This is a genomic window from Acinetobacter pragensis (assembly GCF_001605895.1).
GTDB classification, from domain to species: Bacteria; Pseudomonadota; Gammaproteobacteria; order Pseudomonadales; family Moraxellaceae; genus Acinetobacter; species Acinetobacter pragensis.
On sequence record NZ_LUAW01000022.1, the window covers coordinates 20,057 to 36,196 of the forward strand.

The following is a 16,140-nucleotide window of genomic DNA, read 5'->3' on the forward strand; positions in this document are numbered from 1 at the left end:
GTGAAGCAGTTTTTTTATTTCATAGCGGTTGGTTGTTGCAGATGCTGCATTCGACACAAAAATCACTCATTTCATCATGTGCTTAGGACGATGGTTTAGCGCTGTAAAGTGAGAAGCACACCCGTAAAAATCACCACGCTACCTAAAAGGCGCTGCCAGTTTATCGGCGTTTTTTCAGTGCCGAGCCAGCCATATTGATCGACAATCATTGACATGACAATCTGTCCAAAAATAATCAGTCCGGACAGCGTTAAAAAACCCAGCTTCGGTGCAGTATAAATACTGGCACTGATCGCATAGACGCCGAGAAATCCGCCCAGCCATAAAAACCAGGGAATTTGCGTTAAGGCGCCTACACTGGGTTTTTCGGCCGATTGAAAAAACACCAGAACAGCGAGCGCTATTGTACCAATCAAAAAGGACAAAAGGGCAGCTTGCAGCGGCGAATATAGATATTCCCGCAATTGGCTGTTGATTGCCGTTTGAATGGTCATGGCAATGCCGATGCCCATGGCAAGCGGCAGCAGCATCAGCAGCTGGGAAGTTATTTTCATTCTATGGCCCCTGATTTTTATTTAATTTTATTCAGTTTAACGGATTGGGCTGCAGAATAGGTAAGCGTGTTGATGGACTCATGTTAAAATGCGCCCATATCTGAATTGTCCTTTTGAGCGCTGTCCTTGTCTGAATTAAATCCTGCACTGGTTCCCTTGTCTTTGTACATTCATATGCCGTGGTGCGTGCGTAAATGCCCGTATTGTGACTTTAATTCGCATGCTGTGCCGGATGGAAAACTGTCTTTAGATTTAGAGCAGGAATATTTGCAGGCGCTGGTTGAAGACTTTAAAACCCAAGTAGGCTTTGCCCAAGGCCGTGAGATCCACAGCGTATTTATTGGCGGAGGCACGCCATCTTTAATTTCAGCCAAAGGGTATCAATGGCTGTTTGCCCAGCTCAGAGTGCTGATTCCATTTGAAGCCGGCTGCGAAATTACTTTGGAAGCCAATCCGGGTACTGTAGAACATGATCCTTTTGCCGGCTATCTGGCTGCGGGCATCAACCGCCTGTCTATTGGCGTGCAAAGCTTTAATACCGAACACCTGAAAAAATTAGGCCGTATTCACAGCAATGACGACGCAATATCAGCAATCGGTTTGGCCAAAGAGGCTGGTTTTGAGCGTATTAATGTCGATCTCATGCACGGCTTGCCGGAGCAGACCTTAGCGCAGGCGCTGCTGGATTTAAAACTGGCGGTGGAAAATGGCGCGACGCATGTGTCTTGGTATCAGCTGACGATTGAGCCGAATACGGTGTTTTTCCGCACTCAGCCGGTTTTGCCGGCAGATGAAGTGCTGGAAGATATTCAGGAGCAGGGTGAGGTGTATTTAAAAGCGCAAGGCTTTATCAATTACGAAGTGTCTGCATGGCGCAAGGAAAAACCGTCCGCGCATAATTTAAATTATTGGCAGTTTGGCGACTATTTGGCCATCGGCGCCGGCGCGCATGGCAAAGTGACTCAGCCTGACGGTGTGTACCGCTACCAAAAGACCCGTTTGCCAAAAGATTATTTAGCCAAAGTTCCTGCAGAACATGTGCAGTATCGCCGTATTGGGCTGGATGAGATGCCGTTTGAATTTATGATGAATGCATTGCGCTTAAATAACGGTGTAGAGGCAAAACTGTATGCAGAAAGGACTGGGCAAAGTTTAGAAACTTTAGATCCGCTGTTAAAGTCATTGCGTGAGCGTCAATTGATGGAGGCCGATGCAAATGTGCTGTCATGTACAGCGCAGGGGCATATCTTTTTAAATTCGGTGCTGGAAGAGTTCCTTTAACTGACTAACGAATTGATTAATTAAAGCAGTGATTGAAAGCGCAGGATCACTGCACCCATCATTTTAATCTGAATAAATGCCAAATGTCTCAGTGCAAGATGATGCCGGTTTTTGCAAAAGCTGAAAATACATGCTGTTGAAATTCAATCTGCTTTGAATTCCAGTTTGATGTTTTGTTCGGCTTTGGGCATCAAATTGTTTTTTATAATATTGAGGATATTTTTCGATTAAATCCTGAATTGCTGACGTATTAAGATAAATTTTGCAATTCAGATAGATGCTTCTGGCATAGAGCTGGATCTTTTCTTCTTCATTGGATGTTGCGGGAAACCGATCCACTGAAGCGAAAAATTCATCTACATATTCAGTATCTTTAAAATTCAAAGTATTAAAGCGCGTTTCGAATTCCGATTGAGTATATGCCAATACAGGTAGAGACGTTATTGCGGAAATGAACGTGATAATTAATTTTTTCACAATCTAGACTGATTGAAACAATGCCTCATTATAAATATTTATGCTCTTTCCGCCGTTGTGAAAGTTTATATATTGAGCGGTCTGGATAAATCTATACTCTTTAAAGGCAGCTAAAGCCGCAGCGGCAGAAATGCATCAGGCATCTAATTCAGAAGATAGCATCAAGCGACCCGCATTCTTTTCAGATTTTAAAATAAGCAAATAAGTATTCGCAGCTTCACCGGCTGAAAAATGCTTCCACTCGGAGGCAAAGCAATGTCATTTCTCAAAAAAAGAAAAATTTTAAATATAAAAAGACCGCCGAAGCGGTCCGTTTATCTTTTAACGTTGATGCTGCGGCAGTTTATGATCTGGGCCGGCCGGATGCTTCACATCATGTTTGACGGGCGCTTTGTGAATATTTTTTTGCGGATGTTTCACATCATGTTTCATTGGCGCTTTATGGTCATTTTTTGCAAAATGATTAACAGGCGCTTTATGATTTGGCGCATGCGCCGCTGCTTTCGGCGGCAATGGTTTTTTGTCCATATGATGAGCCGCTGGTACAGGTTTTTTATGATCTGCAGGCGCAGCCATGGCAGACATGGTGCCTGTTGCAGCCAAAGCGCCAACCATCAGCATTGCAATCATTTTTTTCATGGGGCATTCCTCGTTAATTTATTTAATAACTGCATCTTAGGACGGAGATGTGAAGAATCCGTGGAGAGACGGGGAGGAGTTGTGTAATTTAGGAAGCTTTTGCTTTTTTAAAAATAAAGCTTTGAATATTATGAATTATTTAAAAGTGTATTTAGATTTTAAGACGGAATTGCTGAATTAAAAGCCAGAATAGCTTCTTAAATTCTACATTTTTTTACATTGCTTTTATCAAATGAAGAAAATTTGAATAGAAAAACTCTAGAGTAAAGGCAGAAAAAGAGCGCAGAAGCGCTCTTTTTGAAAATTTAAATGATTTTTATGTCAGCATTAAAGGTGCTGAGCTTGAGGCATCAATAGTCAAAGCTGAAATGTTCAGCAGCCAAAGATGTCATGGTTTTAGACGGATTCACCATAGACTCTGCATGGCCTTGAGTGCGCGGCAACAGGCGTTCAAAGTAGAAATCCGCCACTTTAATTTTTGCTTTATAGAATTCAGGTGTTTCCTGACCTTCGCCAGACGCTAACTTAGCGGACGCTACAGCTGCCTGCTGCGCCCAGAAGTACGCCATCATCACGTAACCGGAGAACATCAGGAAATCTGTTGAGGCTGAAGAAACGATGTCGCGGTCTTTACGCGCAGCCAGCATAATGCGGACAGTTAATGCGTTCCATTGTGCGCACAGTTTAGTCAAGTCCCATGCGAAGCGGCGCATGTATTTGTTGCGTGCATGCTGACCGCAGAATTTTAAGATTTCTGCAGTGTAGTCGCGGATCACTTTGCCTTTAGACGTTAACAGCACTTTACGGCCGATCAAGTCCAGCGCTTGCACCCCGGTTGTGCCTTCATACAGCGTAGAGATGCGCGAGTCACGGACAATCTGTTCCATGCCCCATTCTTTAATATAGCCATGGCCGCCGTAGACTTGCATGCCGTGGTTGGCAGCTTCATAGCCTAATTCAGTCAAGAAGCCTTTCAGAATAGGGGTATAAAAACCTAAATGATCGTCATGCGCTTCAAATGCAGCCGTATCGCCGCGTCCTAAAGCATCCGCCATTTTATCCGCCAGCTGAGCCGCGTAATAAATCATTGAACGGCCGCCTTCAGCAATGGCTTTTTGCGTTAACAGCATACGGCGCACATCGGCATGGTGAATGATCGCGTCCGCCACTTTATCTGGATCTTTTTTACCGGACAGGGCACGCATCGACATGCGGTCTTTGGCATACGGCAAAGCGCCTTGGAATGCCAGCTCCGCATGCGCGATCCCTTGAATAGCCGTACCGATACGGGCAGTGTTCATAAATGTGAACATTGCGTGCAGGCCTTTGTTCGGCTCACCAATCAAATAGCCCACCGCATTGTCAAAGTTCAGCACAGCAGTCGCTGAAGCGCGGATGCCCATTTTGTGTTCAATCGAACCGCAAGTTACAGGGTTGCGCTCACCGAGAGAGCCGTCTGCATTGACATTGAATTTAGGCACAATGAACAGGGAAATGCCTTTCGTGCCTGCTGGCGCATCCGGAAGGCGCGCAAGGACAATGTGCACAATATTTTCAGTCAGGTCATGCTCGCCTGCCGAGATGAAGATTTTTGTCCCGGAAATTGCATAGGAGCCATCAGCTAACGGCTCTGCTTTAGACTTGACTTGGCCCAAATCGGTACCGCATTGAGGCTCTGTCAGGCACATTGTACCTGACCATGTGCCGGCAACCAGATGCGGCAAATATGCATTTTTCTGTTCGTCTGTACCGAACTGCATGATGGTGTTGATGCAGCCGACACTGAGGCCAGGATACATTTGGAATGACCAGTTGGCGGTACCCATCATTTCTGATTTGATCAGATTTAAAGACTGTGGCAGGTTCTGGCCGCCGAACTCTTCAGGAAAAGACAGGCCTTGCCAGCCGCCTTGCACGAATTGGTCATAGGCTTCTTTAAAGCCTTTTGGCGTTTTTACTTCACCGTTTTCAAAATGGCAGCCTTCTGCATCGCCGGATTGATTCAGCGGGGACAGAATGTTTTCGCAAAAATCAGCGGCGCCTTCAAGAATCATGTCTACGGTATCTGCATCCGCCGCTTCGCCGTTTGACAGTGTTTTATAGTGTGCTGGGTAATCAAGCACTTCATTCATCAAAAAGCGGATGTCGTGTAAAGGGGCTTTATAAGCAGGCATAGTGTTAATCCTAATTTAGAAATAGTTTTGGATTATCTGAATCGATGATTTGATTATTCACAATAATGGTAAAATTGCATTGATATCAGCGACTGAACAAAATGTCAGAAATGCGAATTTGGCAGTTAAAGCAAATTCAGTTTTCATCCAGATCTGTTACAGTCGGTGTTGACCTTTTGGTCACTTTCTATAATTAAAGTATAAATAAACTGGGTATTAAAACAATTTATGCGTTTAAAATATTTAACTTTCTGCTTATTGGGTCTCAGCCTAAGCGCCTGCACACAGCATGTCATAAAGTCCACTCTAGCCAGTGAAGGCCTGGGCGAGCGCGCAGCGCAGGGCATCAATGCCATGCTGGAAACTTCTAGCTATGATGTCAAAGGTCAATTTTCCGTACAGGTGCCGCTGAATCAGCAAACAGCGGCAGAAAAGCCCTCTAAAGCGCCCGATGCTTCGGGCTTGAGCATGGAGCAGAAAAAACAGATTGATCTGGCCCTCAAAGCCAACAGTATACAGCTGAGCGCGAAAGAGAAAAATCAGCTGTATGATGCCATTGCCAAAGAACAGGATCCTTATGGCTTTCTGGGTGGCGGGCGTGAGCGTGCAGGCGCGGCGGAGACCATGATCAATTTACTGAATGATCTGCAGTTCAGTTATGACGGTTCAGTGCATTACCGTCAAAAAATGGCGGCGCTGAATTTTAATTTGAAATATTTGAAGCCGACACTTCAAGTACAGGCGCAGCTGCCGGTGATTGTTGATTTCAATGACTTCAAGCTGTACACCAATTATTTCGCATTTATGCCTTTTATGGTGAACCGTGATAGTCAGGCTTCTTACGCTTATGTCGATTTGTCTAAATATAAAGATAATTTCAATCAAGTCGATTTTAAAAAATTAGCGGCTTATTTGAAGCAGATGAATGCTGTGCCTTTTGTTTTAGCCGCGCCGAATCAGCTGAGCGCAGTCACGTTAACCACAGCGGAAAAACAGCAAGGGCTGAACAGCAAAATACGCTATCAGGGTACGCTTGAAGATCTGGCCCTGCAGCTAAGCCTTTTTGAATTGGTGAATGAACCGTATTACACAGAACAGGTAAAAGGCCAGAAAAATCTTTCTGATGCGCAGGCGGTTGTTCAAGCTGCGTCTGCACAGGAGGCCAGCGCGCCTGCCGGTATATCTGCAGATCAGGCAGCAATTGCAGATTCAGCAGTCGAGCAGCTGGATGTAAAGTCGTATCAATCCGCAGAGCGTGTCGGAGATTTGGTGCGCAGCAAAGTGCATGAAATGATGTATCACCATAATGAACATCAGCCCGAGGCTTATGCGGCTGAAGAAATCACTGTGGCCGATGCCGATGAAGCCGCGTCAGGCTATGCAGAGGATGCTGATCAAGGCGCTGCAGCAGAGGCCGCTTGCGCTGCGGCTGATGAATGCGATGCTTATGGCAGCGCTGAAGCTGAAATAGAGACTAATGCAGAAGACTCATCAGCTTTGTCCGTAGAAGCCTGTGCAGCTTTAATCAATGCATCCAAAGTTCCGGCAGGGTACTTTACACAATGCCGTGACCGGTTCGGGGTAGACGTATTTAAGCCGGCTTCTGCAGAAGCGCGTGACCGCGCGGCTGAACCTGCAGCATATAAGCAGTCTGCTTTTGAACAATTGACGCCTATTTTTACAGCCTATCAATCTGCTCAATTCACTGATGCTCAAAGCTTTAAGCCGCTGTGGCAGAAGCATCAGGCCGAGATTCAGCAGGCGCTGAAAGCTGAACGCTCAGATTCTGTTCCGTTAACGATGGATGTGGGTTTGGATGCGGCCGGGCGTTTGCAGTCTGTAGATTATGCGGTTGTGAAACAGGACACAAAATATGGTGAATTCCGTTTCAGCAGCACCAACCAGATTTCCAATTATGGCCAAGCCAAAGCCATTGACCGCAATGTGCTGAAAAATGCTAAATCCATTGAAGAAATTACCAAGGGGTCATTGCTGGAGCGTTTTTCGAAAGGCATTTTGGCGCCATTAAGCGCTGATGCTGCAAGTGCGGCCGCTGAAACTGCAGAGGCTCCTGCACCTAAAACGGCTGATGAGTATTTGAATCAAATTGCGCGGGATAGCTATAAAAAAACCAATTCATGGGTGAAAGCCTATCAAGCGGTATTCGGACTGTATGCGGTCATGAAGCAGTCTGATTTAAGCCAGCACTATACGTCAGCAGAACTGAATGAAATTGCTGAAGTCTCTGCTTATCACTTTAATGCGGACTTGCCGAAGCCCAAAGGCGCGGCTTTGGCCCGCTTGAATAGGCTGACAGAAAAGCACCAGTTGAAGAGCCGTGACAGCTTTGATGATCTGGGCTATTCGGTAAATAGAATAGTGAATGATGCGGTGAAAGAATATCAAGCGCAGCAGGCATGGACACAGCGGATCAAGCAGCATAAGACTAGGCAGGCGGTCTTCGCGGCCTATTATGCAGAAGTTTTTGCCGATGAATATTCACTTAATGATGAGCAAAAACAGCAGTTGCCGAAAACTGCAAAAACCGTAGCGCAGGCATTTGCAGATGATTTGAACAATAAACTGTCGGAGCATTCCATTCAAAATCTGCATGAAGACGATGCAGATTTATTTGATGAGGATATTTACCGAATCGCGTATCGGGATGTCATCACGCATTTTTCCCAGTAAAGTCATCTTTTTGATGGCTTAGCTTTCGAGGCTGTTCAACTTAATACCCTAATTAAACAGCAGTATTTAAAAAAAGAACCTCAGTGGAGGTTCTTTTTTATCGCGCTTTTATGGTTCTATAGAAAATCTTTCAATTCTGGCTTGATGCCATTCCAAATGCGGAAAGACTCAATGGCTTGACCGACCAGCATGCCAAATCCTTCAGAGGTCGGTACACCGCGCGCTTTGGCTTGGTCTAAAAAGCTGGAGGGCTTGCCGTACGCCATTTCATAGGCCTGCTTGAACTGCAGCGCTTCCGGCAAAATCAGCGCATCGCCGCTTAAGCTGGCAGAGGTTGCATTAATCACAATATCGAAATTGCCTTGCAGCGCTTCTAAGCTGAGGGCAGATAAGTCTGTTTCAGGCACAGCCTCTTTTAAGTCAGCAATCAGCTGTTCTGCGCGGGCAAGAGTTCGATTGGCGATTACAATTTTTTTAACACCGGCTTGAGCCAGCGGATAAATCACGCCGCGTGTTGCGCCGCCGGCGCCGATAATCAGAATGGACGCGTTATGCAAAATCCAGTCCAGCGCCTGAATGGCTTCGACCAGCCCTTGGCCATCGGTATTGTCACCGTGCAGCTGGCCATCCTGCATCCATAGGGTATTCACGGCTTTGGCGATTTTTGCGCGTTCGCTCAATACAGCGCAGGCGGCAAACGCCTGTTCTTTGAATGGCACGGTTACATTCATGCCGGCGCCGCCTTGTGCAAAGAATTCATGCATGCTGGCGTCAAAACCGTCAAGAGGCGCTAAGCGTTTGCTGTAGTGCAGCTCAAGGCCGGTTTTTTCAGCAAAGGCATGGTGCAGTTCTGGAGAGCGGGACTGTTCAATCGGGTTGCCAATAACGGCAAATTGCTTGCTCATCGCACAAGGTCCGTGTGGAGAAATGTGCATCAATATACGGCAAATTTTGGACGCTCTAAAGCGCTATTGTAAAATTTCGGCAAGATTTGATGGAGGATTTAAGTACGGGCGCTATGGATTGCACACCGCCAATACGGCATCCACCATCAGAAAAGCCGCGCTGATCAGGATGCCTGTCAGTGCAAGCGCCATCATGCTGAAGGCAAAGTTATCATGGAATGAGCTTCCAGAGAAAACAGCGATACTGATGGATCCTAGCATAACAGCCAGAAAACTCCAGAACAGCAGAGCGGTCGGGCTGATTTTATGGGTATTCATTTTGTTTTGCCTCATTCAATCGAGAGGAAATCTAAGCCTGCAGATTAAGATGAATAAATAGATAGAATCTGCATGTCATTTCTATGTCTATGCTGATACTACACGAGCCAAAAAATAAAGGGTGAATTTGTTGAAAAATTAGCAGGGCTTCCAGTCAGAAATTTGTGTTGACGGGTTAATCTTTGCAGCGCCGGTGTAAAAGATGTGAATGGCTGGCTGCCGATGTAAACATGTGTATGGATGCTGCAGAGAAAAAACCTCCAGAAATGGAGGTTTTTTGCTTTTAAGGGCTGCAACAGCATATGTTTATTTCAGCTTGCCGAGCCAGTTCTGCGGTTTTAGATAGTAATCAGTCAATTCTTTTTCTGCAGAATGCTCATCCCATTCTGGCCGGTAGGACCAGCCTGCCAGCGGCGGCATGCTGACTAAGATCGACTCAATCCGCCCGCCTGTCTGCAGGCCGAATAATGTGCCCCGGTCATAAACCAGATTATATTCGACATAGCGGCCGCGGCGGTACAGCTGAAAATCGCGCTGCGCTTCAGTGTATGGCTTATTCTGATTGCGCTGGAATATGGGAAGGATTGCTTCTAAATAGCCATTGCCGACCGCCTGCATATATTTAAAGCAGGTTTCAAAATCCCACTGATTGAGATCATCAAAAAACAAACCGCCCACGCCGCGCTGTTCATCGCGGTGCTTTAAATAAAAATAGTCATCACACCATTTTTTGTGTTCGGCATACACTTCATCGCCAAACGGCGCGCAAAGATCATGTGCTGTTTGGTGCCAAGACAGGACATCTTCATCATTCGGGTAAAACGGCGTCAGGTCAAAACCGCCGCCGAACCACCAGATCGAGTCTTGGCCTTCTTTTTCGGCCACAAACAGGCGCACATTGGCATGTGAGGTCGGCACATTGGGATTTTTTGGGTGAATCACCAGTGAAACCCCCATGGCTTGCGCTTTGGCGCCGGCGATATTGGGGTGGCGTTCAGTGGCGGATGCCGGCAGTTTTGAAATATTGATGTGCGAAAACATCACCCCGCCTTTTTCAATCACGGTGCCGTTCTGCAGCACGCGTGAACGTCCGCCGCCGCCTTCTGGGCGCTCCCAGTCATCAATAATGAATTCGGCTGTGCCGCCGCCGGCACGTTCCTGCTGCTCCAGCGCTGCGCAAATGCGGGCCTGCAAATCGGTGAGAAAATCGTGAACGCGCTGAATATCAGCTGAAGTCGGGTGCTGCATCTGAACCTTCAAAAAGGAAAAATCAAAAACTGTTCTAATCAAAGCACAGATTCAGTAAAAACTTAAGGGATTTTTCCCGATGGTTATGATTGGGTGCTTGAACTGAGCTTTCAGGATGTCTGGGCATTCATGGAATTATCCCGACCAAAAGCCTAGGTTGAATTCAAAAATGAAGCTCCGCAGAATAGATGCCAGTTGAATCTTTTTATTCAGGCAGGGCAGTGCGCATGCAGCAGGTTAAATCACTCATTCAAAAGTACAATGTGCCGGGACCGCGCTATACCAGTTATCCGACTGTGCCGTACTGGGATGAGCCGTCATTTTCATTAGAGGCGTGGAAGCAGACGCTGAAGCGCTCATTTGATGAATCCAACCGCAGTGAAGGCATCAGCCTGTACATTCATTTGCCGTTTTGTGAAAGCCTCTGCACTTTTTGCGGCTGCCATAAAAAAGTCACTAAAAAACATGAGATGGAACAGCCTTATATTCAGGCGGTGCTCAAAGAATGGTTACTGTATTGTCAATTGCTTGAAGATACTCCGGTCATTAAAGAAATTCATTTGGGCGGCGGTACACCGACCTTTTTTTCACCGGAACATTTGACCCAGCTGATTCAAGGCATTTTATCCAAGGCGGAAGTTGCGCCGCAGCATGAATTCAGTTTTGAGGGGCATCCGAATAACACCACGCGGGAGCATCTGCAGGCATTGTATGACTTGGGTTTCCGCCGTGTCAGCTATGGCGTGCAGGACTACAATGAACGGGTGCAAAAGGCTATTCACCGCATTCAGCCCTATGAAAATGTAGAGCGCGTAACGCAGTGGGCGCGGGAGATTGGCTATACCTCTATCTCTCACGATTTGGTATTTGGCTTGCCGTTTCAGAGCTTGGACGATGTGCTGCAGACCATTGATCAGACCAAGCGCTTGATGCCGGACCGGCTGGCTTTTTACAGCTATGCGCATGTGCCGTGGATTAAAGGCAATGGCCAGCGCGGCTTTAAGGATGCGGATGTGCCCAAAGATGACATGAAGCGTCAATGCTATGAAGAAGGCAAAAAGCACTTGCTGGCGCATGGCTATCATGAAATTGGCATGGATCATTTTGCGCTGCCGTCCGATGCGATGCATCAGGCCTTTCAGCAAGGCGCGCTGCACCGCAATTTTATGGGCTATACCGCCTCTAAAACTCAAGTGATGATTGGTTTAGGTGTGTCTTCTATCAGTGACAGCTGGTACAGCTTTGCGCAAAATGAAAAGCAGCTGGAAGATTATTATGCGCGTTTAGCGCTGGATGAAATTCCAGTCTACCGCGGGCATATTTTATCGAATGAAGACTTGATTATCCGCAAGCACATTTTAAATTTGATGTGCGGTTTTGAAACTTCTTGGAATGAACCAGCAAGCCATTTCCCAGAATTGCCGCAAGTGCTGGAGCAGCTGACCGAAATGCAGCAGGATGGCTTGCTGGAAATCAGCGCAGATACCCTGCAGGTGACGGAGCAGGGCAAACCTTTTGTCCGGAACATCTGCATGGCGTTTGATTTGCACTTAAAACGCAAAATGCCGGAAAACCGGATTTTTTCGATGACGATATAATCCCTTCAAACCTCCCCTTAAAAAGGGAGGCTTAATTTTCCCCTCTTTTTTAAAAGAGGGGTTAGGGGAGGTTATTTAAAAATCATCTTTATCGTACATGTGCGACATGCGCTCATGCTTGGTTTTTAAATACTGTTCATTGAATGGATTTAAGCCGACTGTCAGCGGCACACGGTCAACCACCTGAATGCCCAAATCAGTCAGCGCTTTAATTTTCAGAGGGTTATTGGTAATTAAAAGCACTTCTTTAATTTGCAAATGATCCAGCATGATGTTGCACATATCGTAGCGGCGCGCATCTGCCGGCAAATTCAGCATTAAATTGGCGTCTACCGTATCGTGTCCCTGATCCTGCAGCGCATAGGCGCGGATTTTGTTGGTCAAGCCAATGCCGCGGCCTTCCTGGCGCAAATACAAAATCACCCCTTGGCCGGCTTCATTGATCAGTTTCTGCGTGGCCTGCAGCTGCGGTCCGCAATCGCATTTTAACGAGGCAAAGGCATCGCCTGTCAGGCATTCTGAGTGAATGCGCACCAGCACTGGCCCCTCTGGAGGCGTTTCCAGTCCTTTAGAGAGTGCCACATGTTCTTCGCCGGTTTGAGGATCTTGAAATACCGTAATTTTAAATTCACCAAATGCAGTAGGTAATCTCGATGTTGCGACAAATTCTATAGGCACAGTCAAACCCGTTTTTTCGTTTAAAAATTGGCTAAAGTATAGCGTAATGCTTGGACATTGGTAGAATTGCTACTATGAATTTATGCAGAACATTTTCTTTTTTGTATAAAGCGAACGATAATAGTTGATAAATAGTAAGATTATTCAGGATAATCTCCATCATTCAACAAACACCCGATTTTTTGAGTGCTGTTCAAAATTGCAACGCTAGAAATATGGCTGATTGCAGGTGATACAATCCGACGATATGATCGGATATCCATTTGACCTAGCTTAGAATTTGCCAGGCTTTAGAAGGCTTTGCCATATTATGCTGTATACAGAAATACCGTCTCACCGTCCAAATACACCGCTGCTGGATACGATTGATCATCCGCAGCAGCTTCGTTTGCTCAAGCGCAGCCAGCTTGAGCAGGTGGCGGATGAACTGCGTCAATTTATTTTGTATGCAGCCGGACAAAGCGGCGGACACTTTGGCGCAAACCTTGGCGTGATTGAGCTGACCGTTGCGCTGCACTATTGTTTTAACACGCCGCATGACCGTCTGATCTGGGATGTGGGCCATCAGGCTTATCCGCATAAAGCCCTGACGGGGCGCCGTGAGCAGCTGGTGACTATCCGTTCGAAAGATGGCTTGGCCGCTTTCCCTGCGCGGGATGAGTCTGAGTTTGATACTTTTGGTGTGGGTCATTCATCGACGGCTATTTCCGCAGGTCTTGGCATGTCGCTGGCGCGCCGCTATCAAAAAGTTCCGTGCGATGTTGTTGCCATTGTCGGTGACGGCGCAATGACCGCAGGCATGGCTTTTGAAGCGATGAATGATGCCGTCGCGCACAATGCTGACCTGATTGTGGTGCTGAATGATAACGATATGTCGATTTCATGCAGCACAGGCGGCTTTGCAAAGCATTTGGCCGCATTGTGGGAACGCGGTGAATCGGTCAGTATTTCAGAAAATGGCGATGCCTTTGTGCAGCCCCATCCTGAATGGACTTATAATTCGCGCCTGCACAGCTCAGCAACAGATGCCGCCGATAATTTGTTTAAGGCGGTCGGTTTTGACTATTTCGGCCCATTTGACGGGCATGATGTGAATCAGCTGGCGCAGGTGTTTGAGGCGTTGAAGAAGCGTTCAGGCCCGCGTTTAATTCATATCTACACTAAAAAAGGCAAGGGCTTTGCAGCTGCGGAAGCCGACCAGATTAAGTTTCATGCCATCAGCAAAATCAATGCGCCAGCCGCAGTAAACACTGCGCCTAAGTATTCCGATGTATTTGGAAACTGGCTGTGCGATGAAGCCGCGCAGGATGACCGCCTGTTGGCGATTACTCCAGCGATGTGTGAAGGTTCAGGCATGGTGAAATTTGCCCAGCAGTATCCTGAACGGTTCTTTGATGTTGCCATCGCAGAACAGCATGCAGTGACTTTAGCCGCCGGCATGGCCTGTGAAGGCTTAAAGCCGGTCGTTGCGATTTATTCGACCTTCCTGCAGCGCGGCTACGACCAGCTGGTGCATGATGTGGCGCTGCAAAATTTAGATGTCACTTTTGGCATAGACCGTGCAGGTTTGGTTGGCGAAGACGGCCCGACGCATGCAGGCGCTTATGATTACGCCTATATGCGCACTGTGCCGAATATGGTCATTATGGCGCCTAAAGATGAAAACGAATGCCGTCAGATGCTGCATACCGCCTATTTGTATAATGGCCCTGCCGCTGTGCGTTATCCGCGGGGCAATGGCTTGGGTGTCGAGATTCAAAGCCAGCTGACTGCCATGGAAATCGGCAAGGCTGAAATTATTGCTGTGCTGAATGAGCAGCATGACGATTTTATTTCAATTTTAGCTTTTGGCAGCCGTGTGCAGCCGGCTCTGGAAGCCGCGCAGGCATTTGCTGCGCAGCATGATATTGCTGTGCGTGTAGTGAACATGCGCTATGTCAAGCCGCTGGATGAGCAGCTGATTGATGCGATTGCGGACAGCACTTTACTGTTTGTGACGGTTGAAGAGCATGCTGTGATGGGCGGGGCAGGCAGTGCTGTCAATGAGTATCTGGCCAAAGCCAGCATTGTAAAGCCGATGCTGAATTTAGGCTTGGATGACAGCTTCCTGCATCAGGCGACGCATGGCCAAATGCTGCATCAGGCCGGACTGGATGCGCAAGGCATTGAAAAGTCCATTGAACAGGCCTGGCAGAAAGTCATGCAGGTTGCGCCTTAGCGCCTTTATCAAAAATTAGAAACATTTTTCCCCTAAAAGCCCGAATATTTGCTAAAATCATCGGGCTTTTATGCATTATTCTTTATCAGTATCTTCAAATTTGTAGTGGGTGTTCAATGGAACCTATGGTGGTGATGGCTGCGCGTGCGGCTCAATTAGTTGGTCAAGAGATTTTAAAAGCGCATCAAAATCGTCATAAACTCGATCTGCAAGTCGAAGAGAAAGGTATTGATGGTCCTGTTACTCGTGTAGACCGCTACATCGAGCAGCTGACAATCGATACGCTCCGTAAAAGCTATAAAAACCACAGCTTCCTTGGCGAAGAGTTTGGTTTTCAAGAAGGCAAAGGTCACGATGCAGATTGGTGCTGGGTGATCGATCCGCTTGACGGCACACTGAACTTTATCAATGGTTTTCCTCATTTCTGTGTATCTATCGCAGTTCAGCATAAAGGTGTAACTCAGCACGGCGTCATTTATGACCCTGTAAAAGATGAGCTATTCTCTGCCAGCCGCGGCCGCGGTGCGATGCTGAATCAGCGCCGTATTCGTGTAAACGTGAAAGACAGCCTGGAAAATACCTTTATGGGTGTAGGCCATGCCTTCCGTAAAGTGCGTAACGGCGAAGTGGTGTCTTATGCCAAAAATCATTTTGATTCATTGCTGAATGTGACTGAAGCAGGCGCTCAATACCGCCGTTCAGGTTCTGCAGCTTTGGATTTGGCCTATGTGGCAGCGGGCCGTCTAGACGGTTACTTTGAACTTGGCTTAAAGCCTTGGGATATCGCAGCAGGCGAACTGATTGTGAAAGAAGCGGGCGGCACAGTGGTTGACGCACGCGGCGGTTCAGACTCTATGGACAATGGCCAAGTGATTGCATGTTCTATGAAAATGCTGAAGCCATTGATGCAGGCTGTTGTTCCTGCATGGGGCGAAGCGGCTAAATAAGCCTCTGCCTTATACTGTTTAAGTTTTTAAAAACCCTCATTGATGAGGGTTTTTTTTTATGGGTGCCTTATGAGCCTGAAGTATGTCGCCTAATCCGTTCGTACCCTGTAGATAAAATTTGCCCACTATTTTAAATGGATGGGCTGAATTAATGGGCTGCTCACTTCTGCAGATGAATGCGCTGAGATGTGAACTTGATTTTAGGTATACCGCTCCGGAACCGATCGCTTCACGGCTGAAAAAAGGTTATGGAAATGCAGGCCTGAATTTTGCAGATCCAAGAAATGATGCGGTAATATTTCCTAAGCGGTCAAAAAAATCCTGCTGAAAGCTATATAAATGAGGTATTTTAGAAAATATTGTGTCATTCCAACTAAAATAGATGACTTTTAAAAATATTCTGCTATAATCC

Annotated in this window: 13 protein-coding genes; 5 read left to right on the top strand and 8 right to left on the bottom strand. The window is 46.8% G+C overall.

Features of this window, described 5'->3' with window-relative positions; translation table 11 throughout:
- Window positions 1-95: 95 nt before the first annotated feature.
- A complete protein-coding gene (locus tag AZH43_RS10005) occupies window positions 96-554 on the bottom strand; it encodes a DMT family transporter (RefSeq protein ID WP_067669256.1) in 459 nt (152 codons plus the stop codon).
- Between the two features lie 126 nt (window positions 555-680).
- On the opposite strand from AZH43_RS10005, the gene hemW reads away from it, so the two are divergent.
- On the top strand, window positions 681-1,835 hold the full coding sequence (gene hemW, locus AZH43_RS10010) for a radical SAM family heme chaperone HemW (protein ID WP_067669258.1): 1,155 nt from the start codon (window positions 681-683) through the stop codon (window positions 1,833-1,835).
- 63 nt (window positions 1,836-1,898) lie between these two features.
- On the opposite strand, the gene AZH43_RS10015 is transcribed toward hemW, so the two are convergent.
- The 3 genes from AZH43_RS10015 to AZH43_RS10025 all read right to left on the bottom strand — a co-directional run bounded on the left by AZH43_RS10015 (window position 1,899) and on the right by AZH43_RS10025 (window position 5,125).
- A complete protein-coding gene (locus tag AZH43_RS10015) occupies window positions 1,899-2,312 on the bottom strand; it encodes a hypothetical protein (RefSeq protein WP_067669260.1) in 414 nt (137 codons plus the stop codon).
- Between the two features lie 321 nt (window positions 2,313-2,633).
- Window positions 2,634-2,951 (bottom strand): hypothetical protein, encoded by a 318-nt coding sequence (locus AZH43_RS10020; RefSeq protein ID WP_067669262.1) that lies wholly within the window; start codon window positions 2,949-2,951, stop codon window positions 2,634-2,636.
- Window positions 2,952-3,301: 350 nt separating this feature from the next.
- The gene (locus AZH43_RS10025) at window positions 3,302-5,125 is read right to left on the bottom strand and encodes an acyl-CoA dehydrogenase C-terminal domain-containing protein (protein ID WP_067669264.1); all 1,824 of its coding nucleotides are present in this window, start codon (window positions 5,123-5,125) and stop codon (window positions 3,302-3,304) included.
- 228 nt (window positions 5,126-5,353) lie between these two features.
- Here AZH43_RS10025 and AZH43_RS10030 point away from each other — a divergent pair, with 228 nt between their 5' ends.
- Window positions 5,354-7,816: a hypothetical protein gene (locus tag AZH43_RS10030; protein WP_067669266.1), complete on the top strand. Its 2,463-nt coding sequence runs from the start codon at window positions 5,354-5,356 to the stop codon at window positions 7,814-7,816.
- A 116-nt stretch (window positions 7,817-7,932) separates the two neighbouring features.
- Here the strand turns inward: AZH43_RS10030 and aroE are convergent, their stop codons facing one another.
- The 3 genes from aroE to hemF all read right to left on the bottom strand — a co-directional run bounded on the left by aroE (window position 7,933) and on the right by hemF (window position 10,287).
- Complete coding sequence (gene aroE / locus AZH43_RS10035) at window positions 7,933-8,721, bottom strand: shikimate dehydrogenase (RefSeq protein WP_067669267.1); 789 nt, start codon at window positions 8,719-8,721, stop codon at window positions 7,933-7,935.
- A 111-nt stretch (window positions 8,722-8,832) separates the two neighbouring features.
- Window positions 8,833-9,039, bottom strand: a complete 207-nt coding sequence (locus AZH43_RS10040) for a hypothetical protein (protein WP_067669269.1) — start codon at window positions 9,037-9,039, stop codon at window positions 8,833-8,835.
- A gap of 306 nt (window positions 9,040-9,345) precedes the next feature.
- Window positions 9,346-10,287, bottom strand: coding sequence for an oxygen-dependent coproporphyrinogen oxidase (gene hemF, locus AZH43_RS10045; RefSeq protein WP_067669271.1), 942 nt, complete (start codon window positions 10,285-10,287; stop codon window positions 9,346-9,348).
- 227 nt (window positions 10,288-10,514) lie between these two features.
- Between hemF and hemN the strand changes: the two genes are divergently transcribed.
- Entirely contained in the window at window positions 10,515-11,885 is a 1,371-nt protein-coding gene (gene hemN, locus AZH43_RS10050; RefSeq protein ID WP_067669384.1) for an oxygen-independent coproporphyrinogen III oxidase, read from the top strand.
- Window positions 11,886-11,960: 75 nt separating this feature from the next.
- Here hemN and ribA read toward each other — a convergent pair whose 3' ends face one another.
- Window positions 11,961-12,563, bottom strand: coding sequence for a GTP cyclohydrolase II (gene ribA / locus AZH43_RS10055; protein ID WP_067669273.1), 603 nt, complete (start codon window positions 12,561-12,563; stop codon window positions 11,961-11,963).
- A 310-nt stretch (window positions 12,564-12,873) separates the two neighbouring features.
- On the opposite strand from ribA, the gene dxs reads away from it, so the two are divergent.
- Both dxs and AZH43_RS10065 read left to right on the top strand, forming a co-directional pair.
- Window positions 12,874-14,781: a 1-deoxy-D-xylulose-5-phosphate synthase gene (gene dxs, locus AZH43_RS10060; protein ID WP_067669274.1), complete on the top strand. Its 1,908-nt coding sequence runs from the start codon at window positions 12,874-12,876 to the stop codon at window positions 14,779-14,781.
- Between the two features lie 116 nt (window positions 14,782-14,897).
- Entirely contained in the window at window positions 14,898-15,728 is an 831-nt protein-coding gene (locus AZH43_RS10065) for an inositol monophosphatase family protein (protein WP_067669276.1), read from the top strand.
- Window positions 15,729-16,140 lie beyond the last annotated feature (412 nt).